The 20,565-nt window shown below is 69.3% G+C and carries 21 protein-coding genes; 17 read left to right on the top strand and 4 right to left on the bottom strand.

What is annotated here, in order from left to right:
* The first annotated feature begins 110 nt into the window (after positions 1 to 110).
* Entirely contained in the window at positions 111 to 2,168 is a 2,058-nt protein-coding gene (locus ACWESM_RS25865) for a CocE/NonD family hydrolase (RefSeq protein WP_452493972.1), read from the top strand.
* Positions 2,169 to 2,255: 87 nt separating this feature from the next.
* Here ACWESM_RS25865 and ACWESM_RS25860 read toward each other — a convergent pair whose 3' ends face one another.
* Positions 2,256 to 2,915, bottom strand: coding sequence for an NADPH-dependent F420 reductase (locus ACWESM_RS25860; protein WP_452493970.1), 660 nt, complete (start codon positions 2,913 to 2,915; stop codon positions 2,256 to 2,258).
* 91 nt (positions 2,916 to 3,006) lie between these two features.
* Between ACWESM_RS25860 and ACWESM_RS25855 the strand changes: the two genes are divergently transcribed.
* From ACWESM_RS25855 to ACWESM_RS25845, 3 genes are all read left to right on the top strand, one after another.
* Positions 3,007 to 3,444, top strand: coding sequence for a winged helix-turn-helix transcriptional regulator (locus tag ACWESM_RS25855; protein WP_355071910.1), 438 nt, complete (start codon positions 3,007 to 3,009; stop codon positions 3,442 to 3,444).
* A gap of 111 nt (positions 3,445 to 3,555) precedes the next feature.
* A complete protein-coding gene (locus ACWESM_RS25850; RefSeq protein ID WP_355071911.1) occupies positions 3,556 to 4,791 on the top strand; it encodes a sensor histidine kinase in 1,236 nt (411 codons plus the stop codon).
* Positions 4,788 to 5,477 carry a response regulator transcription factor gene (locus tag ACWESM_RS25845; protein WP_355071912.1) on the top strand — a complete coding sequence of 230 codons (690 nt, stop codon included), beginning with the start codon at positions 4,788 to 4,790 and terminating at the stop codon, positions 5,475 to 5,477. Before ACWESM_RS25850 ends, ACWESM_RS25845 begins: the two co-directional genes overlap by 4 nt.
* Before the next feature lie 73 nt (positions 5,478 to 5,550).
* On the opposite strand, the gene ACWESM_RS25840 is transcribed toward ACWESM_RS25845, so the two are convergent.
* Complete coding sequence (locus ACWESM_RS25840) at positions 5,551 to 5,880, bottom strand: hypothetical protein (protein WP_355071913.1); 330 nt, start codon at positions 5,878 to 5,880, stop codon at positions 5,551 to 5,553.
* 109 nt (positions 5,881 to 5,989) lie between these two features.
* Positions 5,990 to 6,862 (bottom strand): hypothetical protein, encoded by an 873-nt coding sequence (locus ACWESM_RS25835; protein ID WP_452493967.1) that lies wholly within the window; start codon positions 6,860 to 6,862, stop codon positions 5,990 to 5,992.
* Positions 6,863 to 6,927: 65 nt separating this feature from the next.
* Here ACWESM_RS25835 and ACWESM_RS25830 point away from each other — a divergent pair, with 65 nt between their 5' ends.
* The 9 genes from ACWESM_RS25830 (at position 6,928) to ACWESM_RS25790 (ending at position 15,490) form a co-directional block, all read left to right on the top strand.
* Positions 6,928 to 7,959 carry a Ppx/GppA phosphatase family protein gene (locus ACWESM_RS25830; protein WP_355071917.1) on the top strand — a complete coding sequence of 344 codons (1,032 nt, stop codon included), beginning with the start codon at positions 6,928 to 6,930 and terminating at the stop codon, positions 7,957 to 7,959.
* Complete coding sequence (locus ACWESM_RS25825; RefSeq protein WP_412804829.1) at positions 7,956 to 9,560, top strand: ABC transporter permease; 1,605 nt, start codon at positions 7,956 to 7,958, stop codon at positions 9,558 to 9,560. The genes ACWESM_RS25830 and ACWESM_RS25825 overlap by 4 nt, the downstream gene beginning before the upstream one ends.
* 110 nt (positions 9,561 to 9,670) lie before the next feature.
* Positions 9,671 to 10,549: a sugar phosphate isomerase/epimerase family protein gene (locus tag ACWESM_RS25820; protein WP_355071920.1), complete on the top strand. Its 879-nt coding sequence runs from the start codon at positions 9,671 to 9,673 to the stop codon at positions 10,547 to 10,549.
* A 139-nt stretch (positions 10,550 to 10,688) separates the two neighbouring features.
* Entirely contained in the window at positions 10,689 to 11,576 is an 888-nt protein-coding gene (locus ACWESM_RS25815) for a thioesterase family protein (RefSeq protein ID WP_355071921.1), read from the top strand.
* A gap of 32 nt (positions 11,577 to 11,608) precedes the next feature.
* On the top strand, positions 11,609 to 12,427 hold the full coding sequence (gene proC / locus ACWESM_RS25810) for a pyrroline-5-carboxylate reductase (protein WP_364424320.1): 819 nt from the start codon (positions 11,609 to 11,611) through the stop codon (positions 12,425 to 12,427).
* A gap of 145 nt (positions 12,428 to 12,572) precedes the next feature.
* On the top strand, positions 12,573 to 12,875 hold the full coding sequence (locus ACWESM_RS25805; protein ID WP_379254012.1) for a helix-turn-helix domain-containing protein: 303 nt from the start codon (positions 12,573 to 12,575) through the stop codon (positions 12,873 to 12,875).
* 226 nt (positions 12,876 to 13,101) lie between these two features.
* The gene (locus tag ACWESM_RS25800; RefSeq protein WP_003402602.1) at positions 13,102 to 13,203 is read left to right on the top strand and encodes a 30S ribosomal protein bS22; all 102 of its coding nucleotides are present in this window, start codon (positions 13,102 to 13,104) and stop codon (positions 13,201 to 13,203) included.
* Between the two features lie 209 nt (positions 13,204 to 13,412).
* On the top strand, positions 13,413 to 14,486 hold the full coding sequence (locus ACWESM_RS25795) for an NAD-dependent epimerase/dehydratase family protein (RefSeq protein ID WP_355071925.1): 1,074 nt from the start codon (positions 13,413 to 13,415) through the stop codon (positions 14,484 to 14,486).
* Positions 14,483 to 15,490: a lysophospholipid acyltransferase family protein gene (locus ACWESM_RS25790; RefSeq protein WP_355071927.1), complete on the top strand. Its 1,008-nt coding sequence runs from the start codon at positions 14,483 to 14,485 to the stop codon at positions 15,488 to 15,490. Before ACWESM_RS25795 ends, ACWESM_RS25790 begins: the two co-directional genes overlap by 4 nt.
* 8 nt (positions 15,491 to 15,498) lie before the next feature.
* On the opposite strand, the gene ACWESM_RS25785 is transcribed toward ACWESM_RS25790, so the two are convergent.
* A complete protein-coding gene (locus ACWESM_RS25785; RefSeq protein ID WP_355072136.1) occupies positions 15,499 to 16,446 on the bottom strand; it encodes an HAD family hydrolase in 948 nt (315 codons plus the stop codon).
* A 223-nt stretch (positions 16,447 to 16,669) separates the two neighbouring features.
* Between ACWESM_RS25785 and ACWESM_RS25780 the strand changes: the two genes are divergently transcribed.
* From ACWESM_RS25780 to hemC, 4 genes are all read left to right on the top strand, one after another.
* Positions 16,670 to 16,930 (top strand): glutaredoxin family protein, encoded by a 261-nt coding sequence (locus ACWESM_RS25780; protein ID WP_355071929.1) that lies wholly within the window; start codon positions 16,670 to 16,672, stop codon positions 16,928 to 16,930.
* 240 nt (positions 16,931 to 17,170) lie between these two features.
* Complete coding sequence (locus ACWESM_RS25775) at positions 17,171 to 17,998, top strand: redox-sensing transcriptional repressor Rex (RefSeq protein ID WP_355071931.1); 828 nt, start codon at positions 17,171 to 17,173, stop codon at positions 17,996 to 17,998.
* 70 nt (positions 17,999 to 18,068) lie between these two features.
* Entirely contained in the window at positions 18,069 to 19,511 is a 1,443-nt protein-coding gene (locus ACWESM_RS25770; RefSeq protein WP_355071933.1) for a glutamyl-tRNA reductase, read from the top strand.
* On the top strand, positions 19,508 to 20,563 hold the full coding sequence (gene hemC / locus ACWESM_RS25765) for a hydroxymethylbilane synthase (RefSeq protein WP_452493962.1): 1,056 nt from the start codon (positions 19,508 to 19,510) through the stop codon (positions 20,561 to 20,563). The genes ACWESM_RS25770 and hemC overlap by 4 nt, the downstream gene beginning before the upstream one ends.
* Positions 20,564 to 20,565 lie beyond the last annotated feature (2 nt).

The following is a 20,565-nucleotide window of genomic DNA, read 5'->3' as shown; positions in this document are numbered from 1 at the left end:
CCGGTCGATCCGCGGCGCTATGTCGGCGATTTAAGTTACCCACTATTTCTACCGGCAAGTAAGTAGGTACACTCTGGTCGTTCGACCAGCCGAGAGGTGGATCACGTCCGATGAAGAACGCGCTGCGGGCCACGGTGGCGGCGGTTGCCGTCACGATGCTCGTCCCCTTGCTCGCCGCCGGCGCCGATGCCGTCGCGCCGCCCACCGGCCCGGACGGCGGCGCTGCCGGAGCGGCTTGGACTGCCACCCAAGATGATCCGCAGCAGTACCCGAACATCAACATCCAGTGGGACGTCCCCATCACGATGAGTGACGGAACGGTCCTGAAGGGCAACGTCTACCGGCCCGCGGACGCCTCCGGCCGCCCCGTCGACACCCCTACGCCGACGATCGTCAATCTCACGCCGTACACCAAGCTGGTGTCGAATCTGGCCGATCACGCGCAGTCGATCCCCGGCCTGTCCGACGCGCTGATCGAATTCTTCCGGCAGATCGACATGAGCGGCACGCCGCTGTCCGGCGTCACCGACCTGACGAAGGCGTTCGGCGGGGGCGAACTGCGCAACTTCACCGTCGACCGGCAACTGATCAAGAGCGGCTACTCGCAGGTGGTCGTCGACGTGCGCGGCACCGGTTTCTCTCAGGGCGTCTGGGACATGCTGCGCGGACGCGAACAACAGGACACGCTCGAGGTGATCGACTGGGCGTCCCGGCAGCCGTGGTCCAACGGACGCGTCGGCATGAACGGCATCTCCTATTCCGGGATCAATCAGGTGCAGGTCGCGCAGAAGCGCCCGCCCGCCTTGCAGGCGATCTTCCCGGTCGTGCCGGGCAGCGACCTGGTCAACGACGTGCTCGCACCCGGCGGCGGCTTCGGCTTCAACTTCATCCCGCTGTGGCTCACCGCGGTCAACGGGCTCAAGCTGATTCCCGATCTCGCCTCGGTGCTCAACGGGCAACTGGACACCACGTGGCTGGCCGACCGCGCCCGCGATCCGTTGACCTTCATGGACGTCCTGCTCAACGTCTACACCACCGCGCGCATCGAGGATCTCGACCCGCGCGCCAAGGAACTGCTGACCGACGGCTCCGGCCCGCGCCAGGACTGGCTCGGTGATCCCAGCGGTATCCGGACGCCGACCTTCGTCACCGGCGGCTGGCACGACCTGTTCACCTACTCGGAATCCAAGATCTACAACGAGATTCCGCTGCCGCCGGGCCAGAAGCAGCTGCTGATGGGCAACACCTATCACCTCAACTCGGGCAACGAGTACGGCAAGCCGGGCCTGCCGCCGCGGCTGGATGTGTTGCAGCGCGCGTGGTTCGACCGGTGGCTCAAAGACATCGACAACGGCATCGAGCAGTACGGCCCGATCACCCTGCGTCAGCAGGGCGGTGGCTGGATCACCACCGACTCGTTCGCCGCGTCGACCGCCGCCGCGAATCCGGGGCAGGCGGTGCATCGCAGGATGTACCTGTCCGCCGCCGCCAGCGGCACCGCGAACAGCCGCTACGACGGTTCGCTCGATGCCACGGGCACCGGCGAGCCCGCGCGTCTGACCGTGGCGCCCGGCCTGACCAGCCTGTGTTCCAACGACGCCGCCCAGGGCAGTGCCGGTGTGCTTTCGGTCATCGACGGCTGTGCGAAGGACTCCAGGGTCGAGGAACTCAACGGGCTGACCTTCACCAGCGCCCCGGTCGGCGAGCCGACCACGATTTCGGGGCGGATCGCGATGCGGCTCAACACCGTTCAAGATGCCGCCGATGGGTACTGGGTGGTCACGGTGAACGATGTCGCGCCGGACGGGCAGTCCAGCGTGCTGTCGTCCGGTCAGCTCATGGCTTCGCTGCGGGCGATCGATGAGGCGAACAGCAGCAAGTCGGCCAACGGCGACTACACCGATCCGCGGCCGTACACCTCGCTGGAGCAGCGGCAGCCCACGGTCCCCGGCGAGGTGACCACGCTGGACATCGCGCTGCCCGCCACCGAGGCGATCCTGCAACCCGGTCACCGCCTGCGCGTCGACGTCTACGCGGGCAACTTCCCCAAGGGCTTGCCGATCCTGCCGATGCTGATCGACACCGGCTTGCGGCCTCAGCATCTGGAGCTGGACCCCGGCCGTCCGAGCTTCGTCAACATCCCGGTCAGCGGCAATCCGGGCTGGTAGATCCGGGGCGGGTCCGGGCGTGCATCCCGCGCATCGACGTCGCGGGGTATGGGCGAGGGTGCACGCTCCGGCCTCATCGTCGTGCGGTCAGTCTGCGACGGCGAACGCGGCCTCCAAGGGCGGGAACATCGCGCGGGCGTCGTGCCCGGCGAACCAGAGACCGACGGTGAACACCGACATCGCCTCCAGGTACCGGGCCCGGTGCAGCCCGCCCGCCGGGAGCGCCCGCGATCCCAGGTCTTCCGCCAGCCCCGCGACCACCCGCAGCGCGGCCTCGTCGTCACCGCACAGCGGCACCGCCAGGCGGCGCTCGTCGAAGACGCGCGCCTTCGCCTGCCACACCTCGGCGGCGCACAGGTTGAAGGCCTTCACCACGTGCGCTCCCGGCGCCAGCGCAGCGACCCGTTCCGCGACAGCGTCTTCCGCCAGGACGAAGGCGGTGGCTCCTTCCGGCGCCGTCGCATCCGGGGCGAAGGCGTTGGTGCAGTCGACCACCGTGCGTCCGGCCAGCAGCTCTCCGGTCGCGTGCAGCACCTCCGACAGCGCGGGCACGGGTAACGCGAGCAGCGCGACGTCGCCGAACGTCGCCGCGTCGGTGATGCTCCCGGCGCGCCCGCCGATCGAGGCCGCCGATTCCGCCGCGGCGGCGGCGGTGCGGGCGCCGATGAGTACTTCGTGCCCCGCCGCGCTCCAGCCGCCGCCGAGCGCCCGCGCCATCGCGCCCGCGCCGATGATTCCGATTCGCATTCGAACTCCTGACTCGAAATGTGTTCGACGACGACGCTAGGAAATCCGAAAGGCACCCGGAGGTGCGCAACGGCGCTGGCAAGCTGGAGCCGTGAACGCAGCACCGATCGACCCGGTCAGCGCCGAGCGGGTGGAATACGCGCCCTACGGCGACTTCGAATCCGACTGCCCGGCCCGGATGGGTGTGGACATCTTCGGCAACTCCTGGCTACCGGTGCTCGTCTACCTGCTGCGCGAGGGGCCGATGCGTCCGGGCGAGCTGCGCGCGGCCATCGGCGGCATCAGTCAGAAGATGCTGACGCAGACGCTGCGCCGGATGGAACAGATGACGCTGGTGCGCAGGCACCGCTACGCCGAGGCCCCGCCGCGGGTCGAATACGAGCTGACCGAGGCGGGCGTGGACCTGTTGACCCCGATCTACGCCCTGGGCGAGTGGGTGGACAAGCACGGTGCGTCGGTGAACGCGGCCCAGGCCGAGGCCGACGACGAAGAAAACCGGCCGCTCGGTGAATACGAGGCGGATACGTGACGTCGAACAGCGCGTAAACATGCGGCTAACGGGGCCGGAAGGGCCTATGACCTGCGCGAAACTTCGTGTACCCCGCGTTGGCCGACCGGTCGGCGACCGTACGATTCAAGTGTGAGTGTTCCCCAGGCCGTGCTGCTGGCCATCTTGGCGGCTGTCGTCGGCCTGGCAGTCGGCGGGCTACTGATCCCGTATGTGAATGCCAGGCAGGCCGCGCGCAGGCAGGCCGACTCCGGTCTCACCATGTCCCAGGTTCTCGACCTGATCGTGCTCGCCTCCGAGAGCGGGATCGCGGTCGTCGACGAATACCGCGACGTAGTGCTGGTCAATCCGCGCGCGGAGGAACTCGGCCTGGTCCGCAATCGCCTGCTCGACGAGCGGGCCTGGGCCGCGGTGGAGAAGGTGCTGGCCACCGGCGAATCCGCGGAGTTCGACCTCACCGCCAAGAATCCGGTCCCCGGCCGCGGCCGCATCGCGGTGCGCGGCGTCGCCAGGCAACTGTCGCGCGAGGAGACGACCTTCACCGTGCTGTTCGCCGACGACGATTCCGAACAGGCGCGCATGGAGGCCACCCGCCGCGACTTCGTGGCCAACGTCAGTCATGAACTCAAGACCCCGGTCGGCGCCATGAGCCTGCTGGCCGAAGCTTTGCTGGAATCCGCCGAAGACCCCGACGCCGTGCGACACTTCGGTCAGCGCGTGCTCGGTGAATCCCGCCGCCTCGGCAAGATGGTGACCGAGCTCATCGCGCTCTCCCGCCTGCAAGGCGCGGAGAAACTGCCCGAACTCGAGGTGGTGGACGTGGACACCGTGGTGATGCAGGCGGTCGACCGTTCCCGCACCGCCGCCGAAGCCGCCGGGATCACGGTCAGCACCGACCGCCCGAGCGGGCTCGAGGTGCTCGGCGACGAAACCCTGCTGGTCACCGCCCTGTCCAACCTGGTGGAGAACGCGATCGCCTACTCGCCGGCCGGTTCCCACGTGTCGGTGAGCCGCTCACTGCGCGGCGATCACGTGGCGATGGCGGTCACCGACCGCGGCATCGGCATCGCCAAAGAGGACCAGGAGCGGGTGTTCGAGCGATTCTTCCGGTCCGACAAGGCGCGTTCGCGCCAGACGGGCGGCACCGGTCTAGGCCTGGCTATCGTCAAACACGTGGCCGCCAACCACAACGGGGAAATCACCCTGTGGAGCAAGTTGGGCACCGGATCGACGTTCACCTTGCGCATACCCGCCCATCACGAAGCAGGCGCCGACGACGACCACGACGACGCCGTGGTTGGCACGAATGAAACAAGCCCGCGTCCTCCGGGACCGGGCCGACCGAATGGTGTGGAGGCACGCAGATGACGAGTGTTCTGATCGTCGAGGATGAGGAGTCGCTGGCCGATCCGCTCGCGTTCCTGCTGCGCAAGGAGGGTTTCGAGGTCACCGTCGTCGGTGACGGGCCGTCCGCGCTCGCCGAGTTCGACCGGTCCGGTGCGGACATCGTCCTGCTCGACCTGATGCTGCCCGGCATGAGCGGCACCGACGTGTGCAAGCAGTTGCGCACCCGCAGCGGCGTCCCGGTGATCATGGTCACCGCGCGCGACAGCGAGATCGACAAGGTGGTCGGCTTGGAGCTGGGCGCCGACGACTATGTCACCAAACCGTATTCCGCCCGCGAGCTCATCGCGCGCATCCGCGCCGTACTGCGCCGAGGCGCCGGCGACGAGCTGGAGGGCTCCAACGAGAGCGGCGTGCTGGAAGCGGGTCCGGTCCGGATGGACGTCGACCGGCACACCGTGATGGTGAACGGTAAGCCGGTCACCTTGCCGCTCAAGGAGTTCGACCTGCTCGAATACCTGCTGCGCAACTCCGGGCGGGTGCTCACCCGCGGCCAGCTGATCGACCGCGTGTGGGGCGCCGACTACGTCGGCGACACCAAGACCCTCGACGTGCACGTCAAGCGGCTGCGCTCGAAGATCGAGACGGATCCGGCCAAGCCGGAACACCTGGTCACCGTGCGCGGCTTGGGCTACAAACTGGAGGCGTGAGCGCTCCGCGCGGCGAGAACCCGAAACGGCCGAGAGCACTGCGGTGCTCTCGGCCGTTGCGTTCAGCGGTGTGTCAGGGGACGTAGATCCACGTGGTGCCGAGGGGGGTCTCGGTCTTCTGCAGGGTGATCCAGCCCAGATCGTCTTCCTGCATGCAGTCGTAGAGATCGACGGTGTTGGTACCGCGGCAGGCGATGGTGTGGGAGGTGCCGTACGGGCTCGCGATCAGGAGCTTGCCCGCGGCCTTGGCGTTGACCGCGGCCGGATCGGTGGCCGACACGAACTCCGTGGTGAAGTCGAAGAACTTGTGCGGGTCGCCGTTCGGCTCGGCGTGGGCTACTCCGGTCAGCGAGAGGGCGGCGCCCAGGGCGATGGTGGCCGCGGTGAGAACTTTCTTGGACATAACGGCACATCAAACCCGATCCGGGTAAAGCTCGCATGGCGACGGGGTGAACCGCCCGGCGAATCGGTCCGCCGACCGCGGCCGACCGAGCGCCCGACCGGCAAACTGGTCAGGCGAACGGATCCGTGGATTCGCGCATCCGCTCGGCGTGCACCGTCGCCGGGTGGACGGCGATCAGGCCGAGGCCCTCGCGGCGCTTGCAGTGCCTGGCCAGCTCCGCGTAGGCGGGCGCGCCGATCAGTTCGGTCAGCTCCGGTGCGTAGGACTGCCACACCGGCTTGCTGCCGACATGGGCGTCGGGAGAGCCGGAGCAGTACCAGTCCAGATCGGCGCCGCCCGGCCCCCAGCCGCGGCGGTCGTATTCGGTGATCACGGTGCGCAGGATCTGCACGCCGTCGGGCCGGTCCACCCAGTCCTGGGTGCGGCGGATCGGCAGCTGCCAGCACACGTCCGGCTTCACCTCCAGCGGCTCGATGCCGCGCCGCAGCGCCATGGAGTGCAGGGCGCAGCCGATGCCTCCCGCGAAGCCGGGACGGTTGAGGAAGATGCACGCGCCGTCGAACCGGCGCGTGCGCAGCGCGGGCTCGTCGTCCAGTTCGTCGAGTTCCAGGTAGCCGCTCTTGGTGACTTTGCCCTGCGCGTTGGTCGCCTCGTCCCGCAGCTGCCAGTCCTCGGGTGTGAGCATCTTCACAGCGCGGCTCAGTCGTTTGCGGTCGTCCTCGTCGGAGAGGAACGCGCCGTGCGAGCAGCAGCCGTCGTCCGGCCGGTCGGCCAGGATGCCCTGACAGGCCGGGGTGCCGAACACGCACGTCCACCGCGACAGCAACCAAGTCAGATCCGCGACGATCAGATGCTCGTCATTTGCCGGATCTACGAACTCGATCCACTCACGGGGAAAGTCCGGATCGGCTTCCGGGGCCGGGTCGATCTTCCCCGCTGGTCGGGGCCGGGTCGGGCTGCTCGGTGATGCGCCTACCGTCACGAAATAGGACGCTAACAGTTCAGTCGCCTGGGCTGAAGTGCCACACCACCCAGTACCGTGTTCATGTGCGGCTTGGGGTACTCGATGTCGGAAGCAATACCGTTCACCTGCTCGTGGTGGACGCGCATCGTGGCGGTCACCCCCTGCCGATGAGCTCGACGAAAGCCACCTTGCGGCTCGCGGAGAACATCGACGTCGCCGGTCGAATCACCGAGGCGGGCGCGCAGCGGCTGATCGACACCGTGGCCGAATTCGCCAGCATCGCCGAGACGTCCAGATGCGTCGAACTGATGCCGTTCGCCACCTCGGCGCTGCGGGAGGCGGCCAATTCCGAGGAGGTACTCGGTCGCGTGCGCGAGTCGACCGGAGTCGACCTGCGGGTGCTGTCCGGCGTCGACGAGGCGCGGCTGACCTTCCTCGCGGTGCGCCGCTGGTACGGCTGGAGCGCCGGGCGCATTCTCAACCTGGACATCGGCGGCGGATCGCTCGAGATGACCAACGGCGGCGACGAGGAACCCGACGTCGCGCTGTCCTTGCAGCTGGGTGCGGGCCGGTTGACCAGGGAGTGGCTGCGCGAGGACCCGCCGGGCAAGCGCCGGGTCGCCGTGCTGCGGGACTGGCTCGACGCCGAGCTGGTGGTACCGGCGAAGAAGCTGCTCGAGCCGGGCAAGCCCGATCTCGCCGTTGGCACCTCGAAGACCTTCCGGTCGCTGGCACGGCTCACCGGAGCGGCACCCTCCGCGGCGGGTCCGCGGGTGCGTCGTACACTCACGAGCTCGGGTCTGCGCCAACTGATTGCGTTCATCTCGCGGATGACGGCGGCGGACCGTGCAGAATTGGAAGGCGTAAGTTCCGATCGGTCACAGCAATTGGTGGCCGGCGCACTGGTCGCGGAGGCGAGTATGCGGGCACTTTCGCTCGATACTTTGGAGATTTGCCCGTGGGCGCTGCGTGAAGGGCTGATCCTGCGCAAACTGGATACCGATATGAATGGTGGACCCGAAGCAACGTACTCAGCGGGCACGGCGACCGGTGACGGTCGGCCCGCGCCCGGCGGCGCGCCTTCGCCGGGCTCGATCGGGACGGTGTCGTCATGAGCGAGGATTCCAAACAGCTGTCGGTCGCGGAACTGCTGGCGCGTAACGGCCAGCAGAGCGGAGGCTCGTCCGGCGGTGGCAGACGTCGCCGCAGTGGCCGTGGCATCTCCGTCGCCGAACTGACCGGCGACCTGCCGGTCATCCGGGACGGCGGTGGCCACTCCGCGCACGCGGCGCCGGATTCCGACGCGGAGGAGCCCGCCTACGCGCCCCCCTCGTTCGATCCGCCCGCGCCGGAACCGGTTTCCTACTCACCCGAGCCGCAGCCCGATCCGTCGTCGTATTCGCCCATGTCGGGCCCGATTTCGATGTACGACCCGCTGGCCGGTTACGCGCAGCCGGACCCGCCGCAGGCCGATCCGCCGCCCGGGCGATCCAACCGGGTCATGCCCGGCCGGGAGATGCCCTCTTCGCGGCACGGCACGTCCTTCGATCCGCTGTCGCCGGATACTCCGGTGTCCGATCTGTTCTCGGTCGCGCCCGGTCCGTACGCCCCCGACCCACTGGCGGGTGTGCCCGAGACGCCCCCGCGCTCGGGGCGCAGGCGCAGGCGGGAGGAACCCGAAGAAGAGGCCACCCAGGTACGGTCCTGGCACGAGGCCCCGCACGAGCCGTTCGGCCGGGACGCGCTGTCCGACCGCGGGGTCGGTGAACCGGGCCGCAACGGCCACGGAGAGCGGGACGCACCCGGCTTCGGCCGTTCGCCGCTGCCCGAACGCAACGGCGCCAGGGGCGGGCGCGCGGCCAGGCGCAGAGCGGCGGAGGCCGCGGAAGCCGCCGAGGATCTCGGTCCGTCCACCGCGGCCTGGTCCCCGTCCACCGGCGGTTTCGCCCCGGAATCGGAACCGCTGCCCCTTCCGCCGCCGCCCGATCCGAGACCGAAGCCGACCAGGCCCGCTCCGCCCGAGCCGCAGCAGGAGGCACATCGAAGATCAGCCCGCCGCGAGGGCGTCGGCGAGAACGGACTACCGGCCTGGTCGGCCCGCCGGCACAAGCCGCAGGCCGATTCCGCGCCGGAATCCGTCGGCATCCCGACCGCCGCGTGGTCGCTGGCCAGCCAGGATCAGCAGTTGCTCTCCGGCCAGACGGTCGCGGGCGACCTGCTGCGCGACGGCGTCGACCGGGCCGAACGCGGCGCGGCGGCGCGCAACGGCAGAGGCGGTCGCGGTAGGCGTGCCGCGGCCGAGGCCGCGGAACTGGACGGCGTCACCGACGTATACGAGCCGATCGCGCTGGACGAGGACGAAGACGACGAGGACGACATCGTCGACGAACCTCGCGTCACCAGCCGGGCCACCTCGCGTCGGTCCCGGGCCGTCAAGAAGGCGGAGGACGACGAGAACCGGCGCCAGTGGATGATCCTCGGCGGCCAGAGCACCGGCGCCGCCGTCGCGGGCATGCTGCTGTTCAAGGGCTTCGAGCGGATGTGGGAGATGCTGCCCTGGGTCGCGCTGGCCCTGGCGATGATCGTGATTCTCGGCCTGGTGGCCCTCGTGCGGATCCTGCGCAGGACCGACGACATCCTCAGCACGGTGATCGCCGTCGTCGTGGGCATCTTCGTCACCCTGGGGCCGCTGGCCTTTCTTCTCAGCACGAACTGAGCATGGAGCAAGTCGTGGCGAATATCGGGCAGGCGAACGAGACCGGGTCGCGTACGGGCGAGGGATCGCCAGGAGATACCGGGGGCGCATCCCGGCCGAGGGAGATCCGGGTGGGGCTCTCGACCGCCTCGGTGTACCCGCAGAACACGGAGGCCGCGTTCCGTTACGCCGCCGAACTCGGCTACGACGGCGTCGAGCTGATGGTCTGGGCCGAGCCCGCCAGCCAGAGCATCGCCACCGTGCAGGCGTATTCGCGCAGATACGGCGTTCCGGTGCTCGCGTTGCACGCTCCGTGCCTGCTGATCTCGCAGCGGGTATGGGGTTCGGATCCGGTGGCCAAGCTCGAGCGCAGCGTGCACACCGCCCAGGCGCTCGGCGCGGGCACTGTTGTCGTGCACCCGCCGTTCCGCTGGCAGCGCCGCTATGCGGCCGGGTTCGCGGCGCAGGTGGCCGAGCTCGAGGAGAGCAGCCCGGTGATCGTGGCAGTGGAGAACATGTTCCCGATGCGGGCGGACACGCTGTTCGGCCGACGCGAAGGCGCGGTGCGCCGACTGGAGCGCCGTGGTGGCCCGGGTCCGGCGCTCACCGCCTTCAGCCCCTCCTACGACCCGACCGACACCGGGTTCCGCCACTACACCCTGGACCTGTCCCATACCGCCACCGCGGGAGCCGACCCATTGGCGCTGGCGGCCCGCATGGGCGCGGGTCTGGTCCATCTGCACCTTGCCGACGGCCGAGGCGCCGCGCACGACGAACATCTCGTTCCGGGCGATGGCACCCAGCCGTGCGTGGAAGTGTGCGCGAGCATGGTCCGCAGCGGTTTCACCGGCCAGGTCGTCGCCGAGATCAACACGCAGAACGCGCGCACGACCAAGGAGCGGGCCGAGATGTTGCATCGCACGCTGGCCTTCGCCCGCAAGCATCTGACCGAGGCCGCCGCGCCCACTCCCGCCGGCGCGCGGCACAGCTCGCCCGAACCGCCGATGTGACGCTCGTCGCTACTCCGGTATGTGGCCATGGGGTTGGTCGCCGGTTGCGTTGTACGTTGTACGAACCCGTTGCCGACAGTGTGGTCGCGAGGCCGCGAACGACGCCATCGGGTGCGGTCGACGCAGGACAGGAGTGAGGATGACGACGGAGCTGACGGCCGAATTCGGCCCGGCGGCCACGACCGACGCACCGTTCAGCCAGGTGTGCGCGCTGGAACCGGCGCCGCCGCGGACGCCGGACACCGGCCGCTACCTGGGCTTCATCGACGACATCTGGACCATCGGCCCGAAGGTGCACGGCGGGACGATGGTCGCGGGCAGCGCGGCCGCGGCGACGAATTGGCTGCGCGCCGCCGATCCAGCGCTGGTCGGGATGGCGCCGGTCGCCGCGAGTTCCGATTTCCTCGGCGCGCCGAACCCCGGCGAGGTCGAATACGAGGTGCGCCTGCGGAAGATCGGTCGCCAGATCTGCCTGGCCGACGCCGACCTCGTCCAGAACGGCCGCGTCCTGGTGCGCACGGCGCTGACGTTCAGCCGCCTCGACGACGCGAACCCGATCTACGCGCCCGAGCACTCCGACATGCCCACGGAGCCGCCCGCCGATGCCATCGGCTACGAGCCCGGCTCCCAGATGGGCGACATCGTGCACGTCGGCCGAGGCGCCGACATCTATCTCGACCGCGACTGGGCCCGCTTCCTCGCGGGCGCGAAGGGCGAGCCGCGCCTGCGGCTGTGGATTCGTCCGCGACCGGGCGACGAGCAGGACCCGGACGTCGCGATGTACTTCGCCATGATGAGCGCCGACATGAGCCCGCCGGTCCCGATGAACCTCGGCCACTTCGGCTGGGCGCCCACCGTGCAGATGACCACCTACCTGCGTCGTAGGCCCGCGCCGGGCTGGCTGCGGATCGTCGCCACCACGCACGAGGTGGGCGAGCGCATGTTCGACGAAGATCAGCTGGTGCTGGACTCGACCGGCGCGGTCGTCGCGCAGAGTCGTCAGCTGGCGCTCGTTCCCCAGCGCTGAGCCGCCGCGCGCGCCGTCTAGCCTTGAGGCCCATGACGAGAATTGCGGTGATCGGTGGCGGGCGCATCGGGGAGGCGTTGGTCGCCGGGTTGCTGGAGTCCGGGCGGCTGACCAAGGATTTGGTCGTCGTGGAGACGCATCGGGAACGGGCCCATCAGCTCGCCGACCGCTTCGGCGTCCGGGTCACCGACGACCTCGCCGATGCAGCGGTCGGCGCGGATCTGCTGGTGATCGCGGTGAAACCGGGCGATGTGGACGCCGTGCTCGCGCCGCTGGGCAAGGCGGAGATCGGCAGCGACCGCGATCAGGTGCTGGTGTCGCTTGCGGCCGGTGTGCCGACCGCTCGACTGGAGGGCAAAATGCCCGCCGGGTTCCCCGTGGTGCGGGTGATGGCGAATACGCCGATGCTGGTGGGGCAGGGGATGAGCGTCATCGCGCCGGGGCGCTATGCGCGCGAGCGGCATCTGGAACTGGTGACCGAGATGCTCGGCGCGGTCGGCAAGGTGGTCACCGTGGCGGAGAGCCAGATGGACGCCGTCACCGCGGTGTCCGGATCCGGGCCCGCCTACTTCTTCCTGGTCGTCGAGGCCTTGGTGGACGCGGGCGTCGGCCTCGGGCTCACCAGGGATGTGGCCACCCAGCTCGTCGTGCAGACCATGGTCGGCTCGGCCGCCCTGCTGGACAGTTCGACCCAGACCGCGGCGGAGTTGCGCGCCGCGGTGACCTCGCCCGCGGGCACCACCGCGGCCGCGATCCGCGAACTCGAGCGCGGAGGACTACGCTCGGCATTCTGGGAAGCCCTCTTCGCATCGAAGGAACGGTCGGTCGAACAGGGCGCATCAGCGGAGTGACCGGTCTGTTCGAAATCGGAAAACCCGATTTCTCACACCCGTCGCAGTAACACCACTGGTCCCGCTAAGCTTCAAGGAGCACGTGCGTGTCTGTTCCGCCGGTGGGGAAGCCGGCGGCGCGGACGTGCCGGAGGTCAATGGTGCAATGATGTCTGCGAACAAGATGTCTGCGAATTCCGGAGCGTCCGGCGGCTCCGGTCCCGCAGCAGGTCGGGGGAATTCCCGCGCACAGCGTGAGGCCGCGACACAGGGGCAACCTGTACTCGGCGGCGGCACCCAGTTTCTCACCGTCGCCGAAGTGGCGAGTCTGATGCGGGTGTCCAAGATGACGGTCTACCGGCTCGTGCACTCGGGCGAGTTGCCCGCCGTGCGCGTCGGACGATCGTTCCGGGTGCACGCCAAGGCGGTGCACGACTATCTGGAAACGTCCTATTTCGACGCCGGATGAGGCGGTTTCGGTACCGCTGGGGCGTGACGGTACGATAGCTCCTCGGTTCGTGTTCGCCCGCCGGTGGCATCGTTGTTCGTTGCCCCGTGGTATCCGGCGGCGCGAACACGGGGCGTGAGGCTTGCCGAGTGACCCCGGCCCGTCGGCCGGGGCGCGGCAGACGGGCGTCCGGCAATCGCGCACGGGCAGCGTGCGCGCCGAGTAGAGAGAACGCGAGGACAACCCTATGGGTTCTGTGATCAAGAAGCGCCGCAAGCGCATGTCGAAGAAGAAGCACCGCAAGCTGCTTCGCCGCACGCGTGTTCAGCGGCGCAAACTCGGCAAGTAGGCATCGCTGCGTGGTAGCTGCGCGAGCCCGTCACCAATAGGTGACGGGCTCTTTTATTTGAAACTTGAAATTTTGGAATCACCGTTTGTATCACGTGACTGAAGTCATCGTTAGATCCTGGTTAATACTCTCGGTGCGCGGGTAGGTAACCGCTACGCTGGGCACTGGGAATAATCACAAGGGCGGCTGGCAAGGGAAAGCGGGTGCCGGTGAGTTCTGAGGGTCGGGAAGTGTACGCGCCGAAGGTCGTGCTGGTCACCGGGGCCAGCCGGTTCTTCGGCGGCACGGTCGTCGCCCGCCTCGCCCAGCAACCCGCGATCGAGCGGATCCTCGCCGTCGACACGATGACGCCGAGCCGAGAGTTGCAGCGGCGCATGGGCCGCGCGGAATTCGTCCGGGCGGACATTCGAAATCCGTTGATCCGTAAGGTGATCGATGGTGGCGAGGTGGATACCGTGGTGCACACCGCGCTGCTGACGCGCCCGCCCGCGGGCGGCGGTCGCGCGGTGATGAAGGATTACAACGTCCTCGGCGCGATGCAGCTGTTCGCGGTGTGCCAGAAGGTGGCTTCGGTGCGCCGGGTGGTGCTGCGCTCCTCGTCGGCGGTTTACGGTTGCAGCGCCAAGGATCCCGCGAAATTCACCGAGGAAATGAGCGCGCGTACACCGCCGCGCGGTGGCTTCGCGCGGGACATGATCGATATAGAGGGTTATGTTCGCGGGCTGGCCCGGCGGCGCCCCGATATCGCCACGTCAATTCTGCGATTCGCCCCCATCGTCGGCCCGCGGCTGGCCGCCCGCGGCGCGCAATATCTGCGTTCGCCGGTGACCCCGACCGTATTCGGCCGGGACGCCAGAATGCAGCTGCTGCACGAGGAGGACGCGGTGGCCGCGTTGACCCACGCGGCGCGCGGCGCGGCAGGTGGCACGTACAACATCGCGGGCGACGGCGCGCTCTCGCTGTCGCAGGCGGTCCGGCGGGCGGGCCGGATCGAGTTGCCCGTTCCCTTCACGGTGTTCCGCACCGCGGGTCGCCTGCTCATGGGCCCGGTGCTGCGGGAGTTCTCCGCCGAACAGCTCGACTATTTCCACTTCGGTTGTGGCCTGGACACCACGCGCATGCGCACCGAATTCGGGTTCGTGCCGCGCTGGACGACGGTGCAGGCATTCGACGACTTCATCGGGGGCGCAGCGTTGCGGCCCGTGGTCGATCCAGCGTGGATCGACGCCGCAGAACACAAACTGCTCGGCCTGCTCGGGGCCGGTACGGGAGCACACCAATGAACGACGTAGCGAAAGTCATCCGACTCCACGACCTCCAGACCGAGGCGCGCCAGCGGCCGGCGCCACGCAGGCTGGCCGCTCCGAGTCCGGTGACGTCGCTGGTGGAGCGGCGCGCGGCGGTCGCGCCCGCCGCGCCCCAGTCGCTGTCGGGCATGCTGCGCGGCGCGCTCGGCAAGCAGATCTCCAAGACCGCGGATTTCGCGCGCCGCAGGCTCACCGGCGACTACCAGGTCGACGAGTTCGGTTTCGACGAGCATCTGCTCGAGTCGGTCATCCTGCCCGCCCTGCGTCCGCTGTCGGACCTGTGGTTCCGGGTGGAGGTCAGCGGCATGGACAATCTCCCGGAAGCCGGCGGCGCGCTGATCGTGGCCAACCACGCGGGCACCGTGCCGATCGACGGTCTGATGCTGCAGCTGGCCGTGCACGATCGGCATCCCAAGCAGCGCGCGTTGCGCTTGCTGGCGGCCGACCTGATCTTCGAGACGCCGGTGCTCGGGGTGCTGGCTCGCCGGGCGGGCCACACGCTGGCCTGCCGGGAGGACGCCGAACGGCTGCTGCGCTCCGGCGAGCTGACCGGCGTGTTCCCCGAAGGGTTCAAGGGCGTCGGCAAGCAGTACACCGATCGCTACAAGCTGCAGCGCTTCGGTCGCGGCGGCTTCGTCGCCGCCGCGGTGCGCACCGGCGTGCCGATCATCCCGTGCTCCATCGTCGGCTCCGAGGAGATCTACCCGAAGCTGGCCGACCTCAAGCCGCTGGCCCGGCTCCTGGGTCTCCCGTATTTCCCCGTGACGCCGCTTTTCCCGCACCTCGGCCCGCTGGGGGCGGTGCCCCTGCCGTCGAAGTGGTACATCGAATTCGGCGCCCCCATCCCGACCGCGCCGTACGAGCCCGAGGCCGCCGACGACCCGATGACCATGTTCGAGGTCACCGACCAAGTGCGCGAGACCATCCAGCAGACGCTCTACAAACTGCTCACCAAACGCCGCAACGTTTTCACGGGGTAGCGGATGCGCTAGTGACCGTCGCGGCGGCGGGTTACCGCCGCCGCGACGGCACCGCCCGCTGCGCCGAGGGCCAGGGCGGTGGGTACGCCGATCTTTGCCGCCTTGCGGCCGGTTCGGAAGTCGCGGATCTCCCAGCCGCGGTTCTTGGCGACCTCGCGTAGATCCGAGTCCGGGTTGATCGCGACGGCGGTGCCGACCAGCGAGAGCATCGGCACGTCGTTGTGGCTGTCGGAGTACGCGGTGCACCGCTTGAGGTTCAGGCCCTCGCGGATCGCCAGGGTGCGCACCGCATGCGCTTTGCCGAGTCCGTGCAGGATGTCGCCAACCAGGCGGCCGGTGAACTTCCCGTCGACACTCTCGGCCACGGTGCCCAGCGCTCCGGTGAGCCCGAGCCGCTTCGCGATCACCTGCGCCAGCTCCACCGGGGTCGCGGTCACCAGCCACACCTGCTGGCCCGCGTCCAGGTGCATCTGCGCGAGCGCGCGGGTGCCGGGCCAGATCTTGTCGGCGATGATCTCGTCGTAGATCTCCTCGCCCAGCGCGGCCAGTTCGGCGGTCGAGCGACCGGCGATGAACGCCAGCGCCTTCTCCTTGCCGCTGGCCATGTCGGTGCTGCTCTCCTTGCCGGTGACCCGGAACTTCACCTGTTTCCAGGCGACATCCACCAGATCGGAGGTCTTGAAGTACTTGCGCGCCGCCAGACCGCGGGCGAAATGCACGATCGAGGCGCCCTGCACCATCGTGTTGTCGACGTCGAAGAACGCCGCCGCGGTCAGGTCCCGCGGCGCCTCGGGACCAGCGGCCTCCACCTCGCCCGCGGCGAGCTCGGCGTCGTGCAGGGTCAGCGCCGCGTCCGCGCTCGCCTCACCGGCCAGATTGGCCCGCAATTCCTCTTCAGTCGGGCCGAAGGGGCTGCGCGAGATGCGGGCGAGCTGGTCCTGCAGACCCTGGCCCATCTGGCTCAGATTCCACCGCGCCGGAAACTCACCGAATCGTCCCGCGATGAATCCGGCCCTCGCCACCTTCGATCGTTCCGGCACCAGTACCTCCGCCCGTCGCGCGAACCATGTCAACAGTAGCCGGATCGGCCGACAGTCACGGCAGAAGGCGGCGCGCGACACAATCGCGTGGCGCGCACCGAGCCCGCATGGCGTTCCGGCCGCTGATTGAATTCCGGTCATGACCAATCACACACATTCGGTGACATTGCTGACTCGCGCGGGCTGTGGACTGTGTGCGACGGCACTGGAACAGCTGCGCGTGATCTGCGCCGAATTCGGTTTCGAACCGGCGACCGTCGACGTCGACGAAGCCGCCGCTACCGACCCTGGCCTGCGCGCGGAGTACGGCGACCGGCTTCCCGTCGTCCTGCTCGACGGCCGCGAACACAGCTATTTCGATGTCGACGAGACTCGATTGCGGGCCGACCTGGAGCGCTGAGCGCGCCGTTTTCCGTCCGATTCGGCCACTGTGCTGGTCGCAGCGGAAAATGAGGCCAATTTCACCGACTTTGTGCAGGGCTTCACAAGCAGTTACGGTGGTGGCAACGCGACCCGCATGCCGAGGCTGCGGAGCCGCCCCGAAATCCGAAACTTCGACACCATGGCACCGGACCGCCCCCGGGTCAGAAGGGTCGAGCGACGAACCGGAGCCCGAGGCCCGGGACGAGGAGCCGACGACGTGACAGAGCAGCATGAGGCGCCAGGCGGCGTCTCCGGCAGGGCTCTGCAGAAGGACATCCCGCAGGCCACCGTCGCGCGGCTGGCTACCTATCTTCGGGTCCTCGCCATGTTGGCCGACGACGGTGTTGCCATCGTATCGAGTGAGGAACTGGCTGTCGCGGCGGGTGTCAATTCGGCCAAATTGCGCAAGGATCTATCCTTCCTCGGCCCCAACGGCGTTCGCGGCGTCGGCTACGACGTGGCCAAGCTCCGCTCGCGGATCGAGGATGTGCTCGGTCTGTCGCAGGGCCACCGTGTCGTGCTGGTCGGCGCGGGAAACCTCGGCCGGGCACTGGTGGGCTACGGCGGGTTTCAGCGGCGCGGTTTCACCGTGGTCGGCATTCTCGACAGCGACCCCGCGGTGATCGGCATGCCGGTCGCCGGACTGGTGGTGCGCGACGTCGCGGAGCTGGCCGCGGCGGTCGCCGAGCTGGAGCCGACCATCGCGGTGATCACCGTTCCCGACGACGCGGCCCAGGACGTGTGCGATCGGCTCGTCGCGTTCGGACTGCAGTCGATTCTGAGTTTCGCCCCCTGCGAGCTGGTCGCACCGGCCACGGTCGAGGTCCGTCGCGTCGACCTGGCCGTCGAGATGCAGATGCTGTCGTTCGAACGGGTGCGCAACGCGGAGCAGGCTCCGCTGCCGGTCGCGCACGCCGGGTCGGGTCGCATCGCGCACCGCCTGCCGACTTCGCATCCGGCACTCCAGCACTCGGCAACCCCGCATACGGCAACCTCGCATACGGCAACGGAGCCAAGCAGCAAGGGATCGGTGGTCACACCATGAGTGAGCGCAGCGAGCGAATCATGCAGTACAGCACGGCGGAGGATTCCGTTCGTGCCGGGACGGTGACGGCATGAGCGTTCTCCTCGTCGGCATCTCGCACCGCAGCGCGCCGGTTCCCGTGCTGGAGAAGGTGGCCGTCACCGACACCGACCGGCCGAAGCTGATCGACCGCCTGATCTCCTCGAGTCATGTGTCCGAGGCGATGATCGTCTCCACTTGCAACCGGGTCGAGGTCTACGCGGTGGTCGACGCCTTCCACGGCGGTCTCGCCGAGATCGGCGATCTGCTGACCAAGCACTCCGGCCTGCCGATGCCGGATCTGACCAAGCACGCCTACGTCCGCTACTCCGAGGCCGCCGCCGAGCATCTGTTCGCGGTCGCCAGTGGCCTGGACTCGATGGTGGTCGGCGAGCAGCAGGTGCTCAGCCAGATTCGCGGGGCCTACGCCTCCGCCGACGCGCAGCGCGCGGTCGGGCGGACCCTGCACGAGCTGGCGCAGCACGCGCTGCGGGTCGGCAAGCGGGTGCACGCCGAAACCGGCATCGACCGCGCGGGCGCGTCGGTGGTGTCGGTCGCGCTCGATCGCGCGCAGCAGGTGCTCGGCCCCCTGGCCGGCCGGACCGCCGCGGTGGTCGGAGCGGGGGCCATGGGCGGTCTCGCGGTCGCGCATCTCTCCCGAGCCGGGATCGGCCGGATCATCGTGGTGAACCGCACCATCGCGCGGGCGCGCAGGCTCGCCGAGACCGCGCGGACGCACGGCGTCGAGGCCGAGGCCATGGAGCTGTCGCGGCTCACCGAGGCGATGTCCGCGACCGACGTGGTGGTCACCTGTACCGGCGCGGTCGGCGCGGTCGTGACGCTCGCCGACACCCACCGCGCGCTCACCGACCGCGAGCGCGGCGAGGAATTCGCCACGGTGGACCGGCCGTTGGTGTTCTGCGATCTCGGCTTGCCGCGCGATGTGGAGCACGCCGTGGCCGGACTGCCCGGCGTCACACTCATCGACATCGAGACCTTGCAGCGCGATCCGGCCGCGGGCGCCGCCGCCGACGACACGGCGGCCGCCCGATCGATCGTCGCCGACGAGCTCGCGAAGTATCTCGCCGGACAGCGGATGGCCGAGGTCACCCCGACGGTGGCGGCGCTGCGCCAGCGTGCGGCGGAGGTGGTCGAGGCCGAACTGCTGCGTCTGGATTCGCGGCTGCCCGGCCTCGCCGACCCGGAACGCGACGAGGTCGCGCGCACGGTGCGCCGGGTGGTCGACAAGCTGCTGCACGCGCCGACGGTGCGGGTCAAGCAGCTCGCCTCCACGCCGGGCGGCGACAGCTACGCCGAGGCGCTGCGCGAATTGTTCGAACTGAAGCCGGGCGCGGCCCAGGCGGTCGCCGCGCCGATGGAGATCACCGCGCTCGCGGACGACCGCGCCGAGATCACATTGGCCGACGGGGAGATCGCGCTGGCCGACGACTTCACCGCGGGCCATCGCGGCGAGGAACAGGGGCAGACGGCATGACCATGGTTCACCGAGAAGGCAACGCCACCGCGGAAGGCACTCGTGCCCCGTGGCGGATCGGCACCCGCGGGAGCCTGCTCGCGCTGACCCAGGCGGGCACGGTGCGCGACGCGCTGATCGCGGCCGGGCAACCCGCCGAGCTGGTCGTCATCAAGACCGCCGGTGACCTGTCGTCGGACCCGGTGCAGAAGATCGGCGTCGGCGTGTTCACCTCCGCGCTACGCGACGAGCTGGCGGCGGGCGCGATCGACATCGCCGTGCACTCCTACAAGGATTTGCCGACCGCGCAGGACCCGCGCTTCACCATCGCCGCCATCCCGCCCAGGGAGGACCCGCGTGACGCGCTGGTCGCGCGCGACGGACTGGTCCTCGGCGAGCTGCCCGCGGGCGCCAAGGTCGGCACCTCCGCGCCGCGTCGCGCCGCCCAGTTGCGGGCGCTCGGGCTGGGTCTGGACATCGTCCCGCTGCGCGGCAACCTGGACACCCGGCTGCGCAAGGTCCGCGAGGGCGAGCTGGACGCCGTGGTGGTGGCGAGAGCCGGACTGGCCCGCATCGATCGGCTGGACGCGGTCACCGAGTCGCTGGAGCCGGTGCAGATGCTCTCCGCTCCCGCGCAGGGCGCGCTCGCGGTCGAATGCCGCAGCGACCACACCGCGCTGGTGGAGATCCTTTCCGGCCTCGACGACGCGGCCACCCGCGCCTCGGTCGTCGCCGAGCGGTCGCTGCTGGCCGAACTCGAGGCGGGCTGCACCGCACCGATCGGTGCGCTCGCCGAGGTGGTCGAATCGCTCGACGACGAAGGGCGGATCGTGGACGAGCTGTCGCTGCGCGCGTGCGCGGCGGCCGTCGACGGATCCGACGTGCTGCGCGCATCGGTGGTCGGCGCCCCGGACGACGCCGCCGAGCTCGGCCGCGCACTTGCCCGCGAGTTGCTCGACATGGGTGCGCGCGAGTTGCTCGCCACCGAACCGGACGACGGTCCCCCCACCCGGGCGGTGAGTTCGCCCGCCACAGACTTGCCCAACCCCAGCCCAATGGAGAACAGCCGATGAGC

It is taken from the genome of Nocardia sp. NPDC003999 (assembly GCF_053604885.1).
Note: the sequence above shows the minus strand (reverse complement) of the source record. Positions and strands in the feature narration are given on the sequence as shown.

Coding starts and splice junctions, on each gene's coding strand:
- ACWESM_RS25865 (WP_452493972.1), top strand. CDS start 111: ATGAAGAACGCGCTGCGGGCCACGGTGGCGGCGGTTGCCGTCACGATG.
- ACWESM_RS25860 (WP_452493970.1), bottom strand. CDS start 2,915: ATGCGAATCGGAATCATCGGCGCGGGCGCGATGGCGCGGGCGCTCGGC.
- ACWESM_RS25845 (WP_355071912.1), top strand. CDS start 4,788: ATGACGAGTGTTCTGATCGTCGAGGATGAGGAGTCGCTGGCCGATCCG.
- ACWESM_RS25840 (WP_355071913.1), bottom strand. CDS start 5,880: ATGTCCAAGAAAGTTCTCACCGCGGCCACCATCGCCCTGGGCGCCGCC.
- ACWESM_RS25825 (WP_412804829.1), top strand. CDS start 7,956: ATGAGCGAGGATTCCAAACAGCTGTCGGTCGCGGAACTGCTGGCGCGT.
- ACWESM_RS25815 (WP_355071921.1), top strand. CDS start 10,689: ATGACGACGGAGCTGACGGCCGAATTCGGCCCGGCGGCCACGACCGAC.
- proC (WP_364424320.1), top strand. CDS start 11,609: ATGACGAGAATTGCGGTGATCGGTGGCGGGCGCATCGGGGAGGCGTTG.
- ACWESM_RS25805 (WP_379254012.1), top strand. CDS start 12,573: ATGATGTCTGCGAACAAGATGTCTGCGAATTCCGGAGCGTCCGGCGGC.
- ACWESM_RS25800 (WP_003402602.1), top strand. CDS start 13,102: ATGGGTTCTGTGATCAAGAAGCGCCGCAAGCGCATGTCGAAGAAGAAG.
- ACWESM_RS25790 (WP_355071927.1), top strand. CDS start 14,483: ATGAACGACGTAGCGAAAGTCATCCGACTCCACGACCTCCAGACCGAG.
- ACWESM_RS25785 (WP_355072136.1), bottom strand. CDS start 16,446: ATGGGCCAGGGTCTGCAGGACCAGCTCGCCCGCATCTCGCGCAGCCCC.
- ACWESM_RS25780 (WP_355071929.1), top strand. CDS start 16,670: ATGACCAATCACACACATTCGGTGACATTGCTGACTCGCGCGGGCTGT.
- ACWESM_RS25770 (WP_355071933.1), top strand. CDS start 18,069: ATGAGCGTTCTCCTCGTCGGCATCTCGCACCGCAGCGCGCCGGTTCCC.
- hemC (WP_452493962.1), top strand. CDS start 19,508: ATGACCATGGTTCACCGAGAAGGCAACGCCACCGCGGAAGGCACTCGT.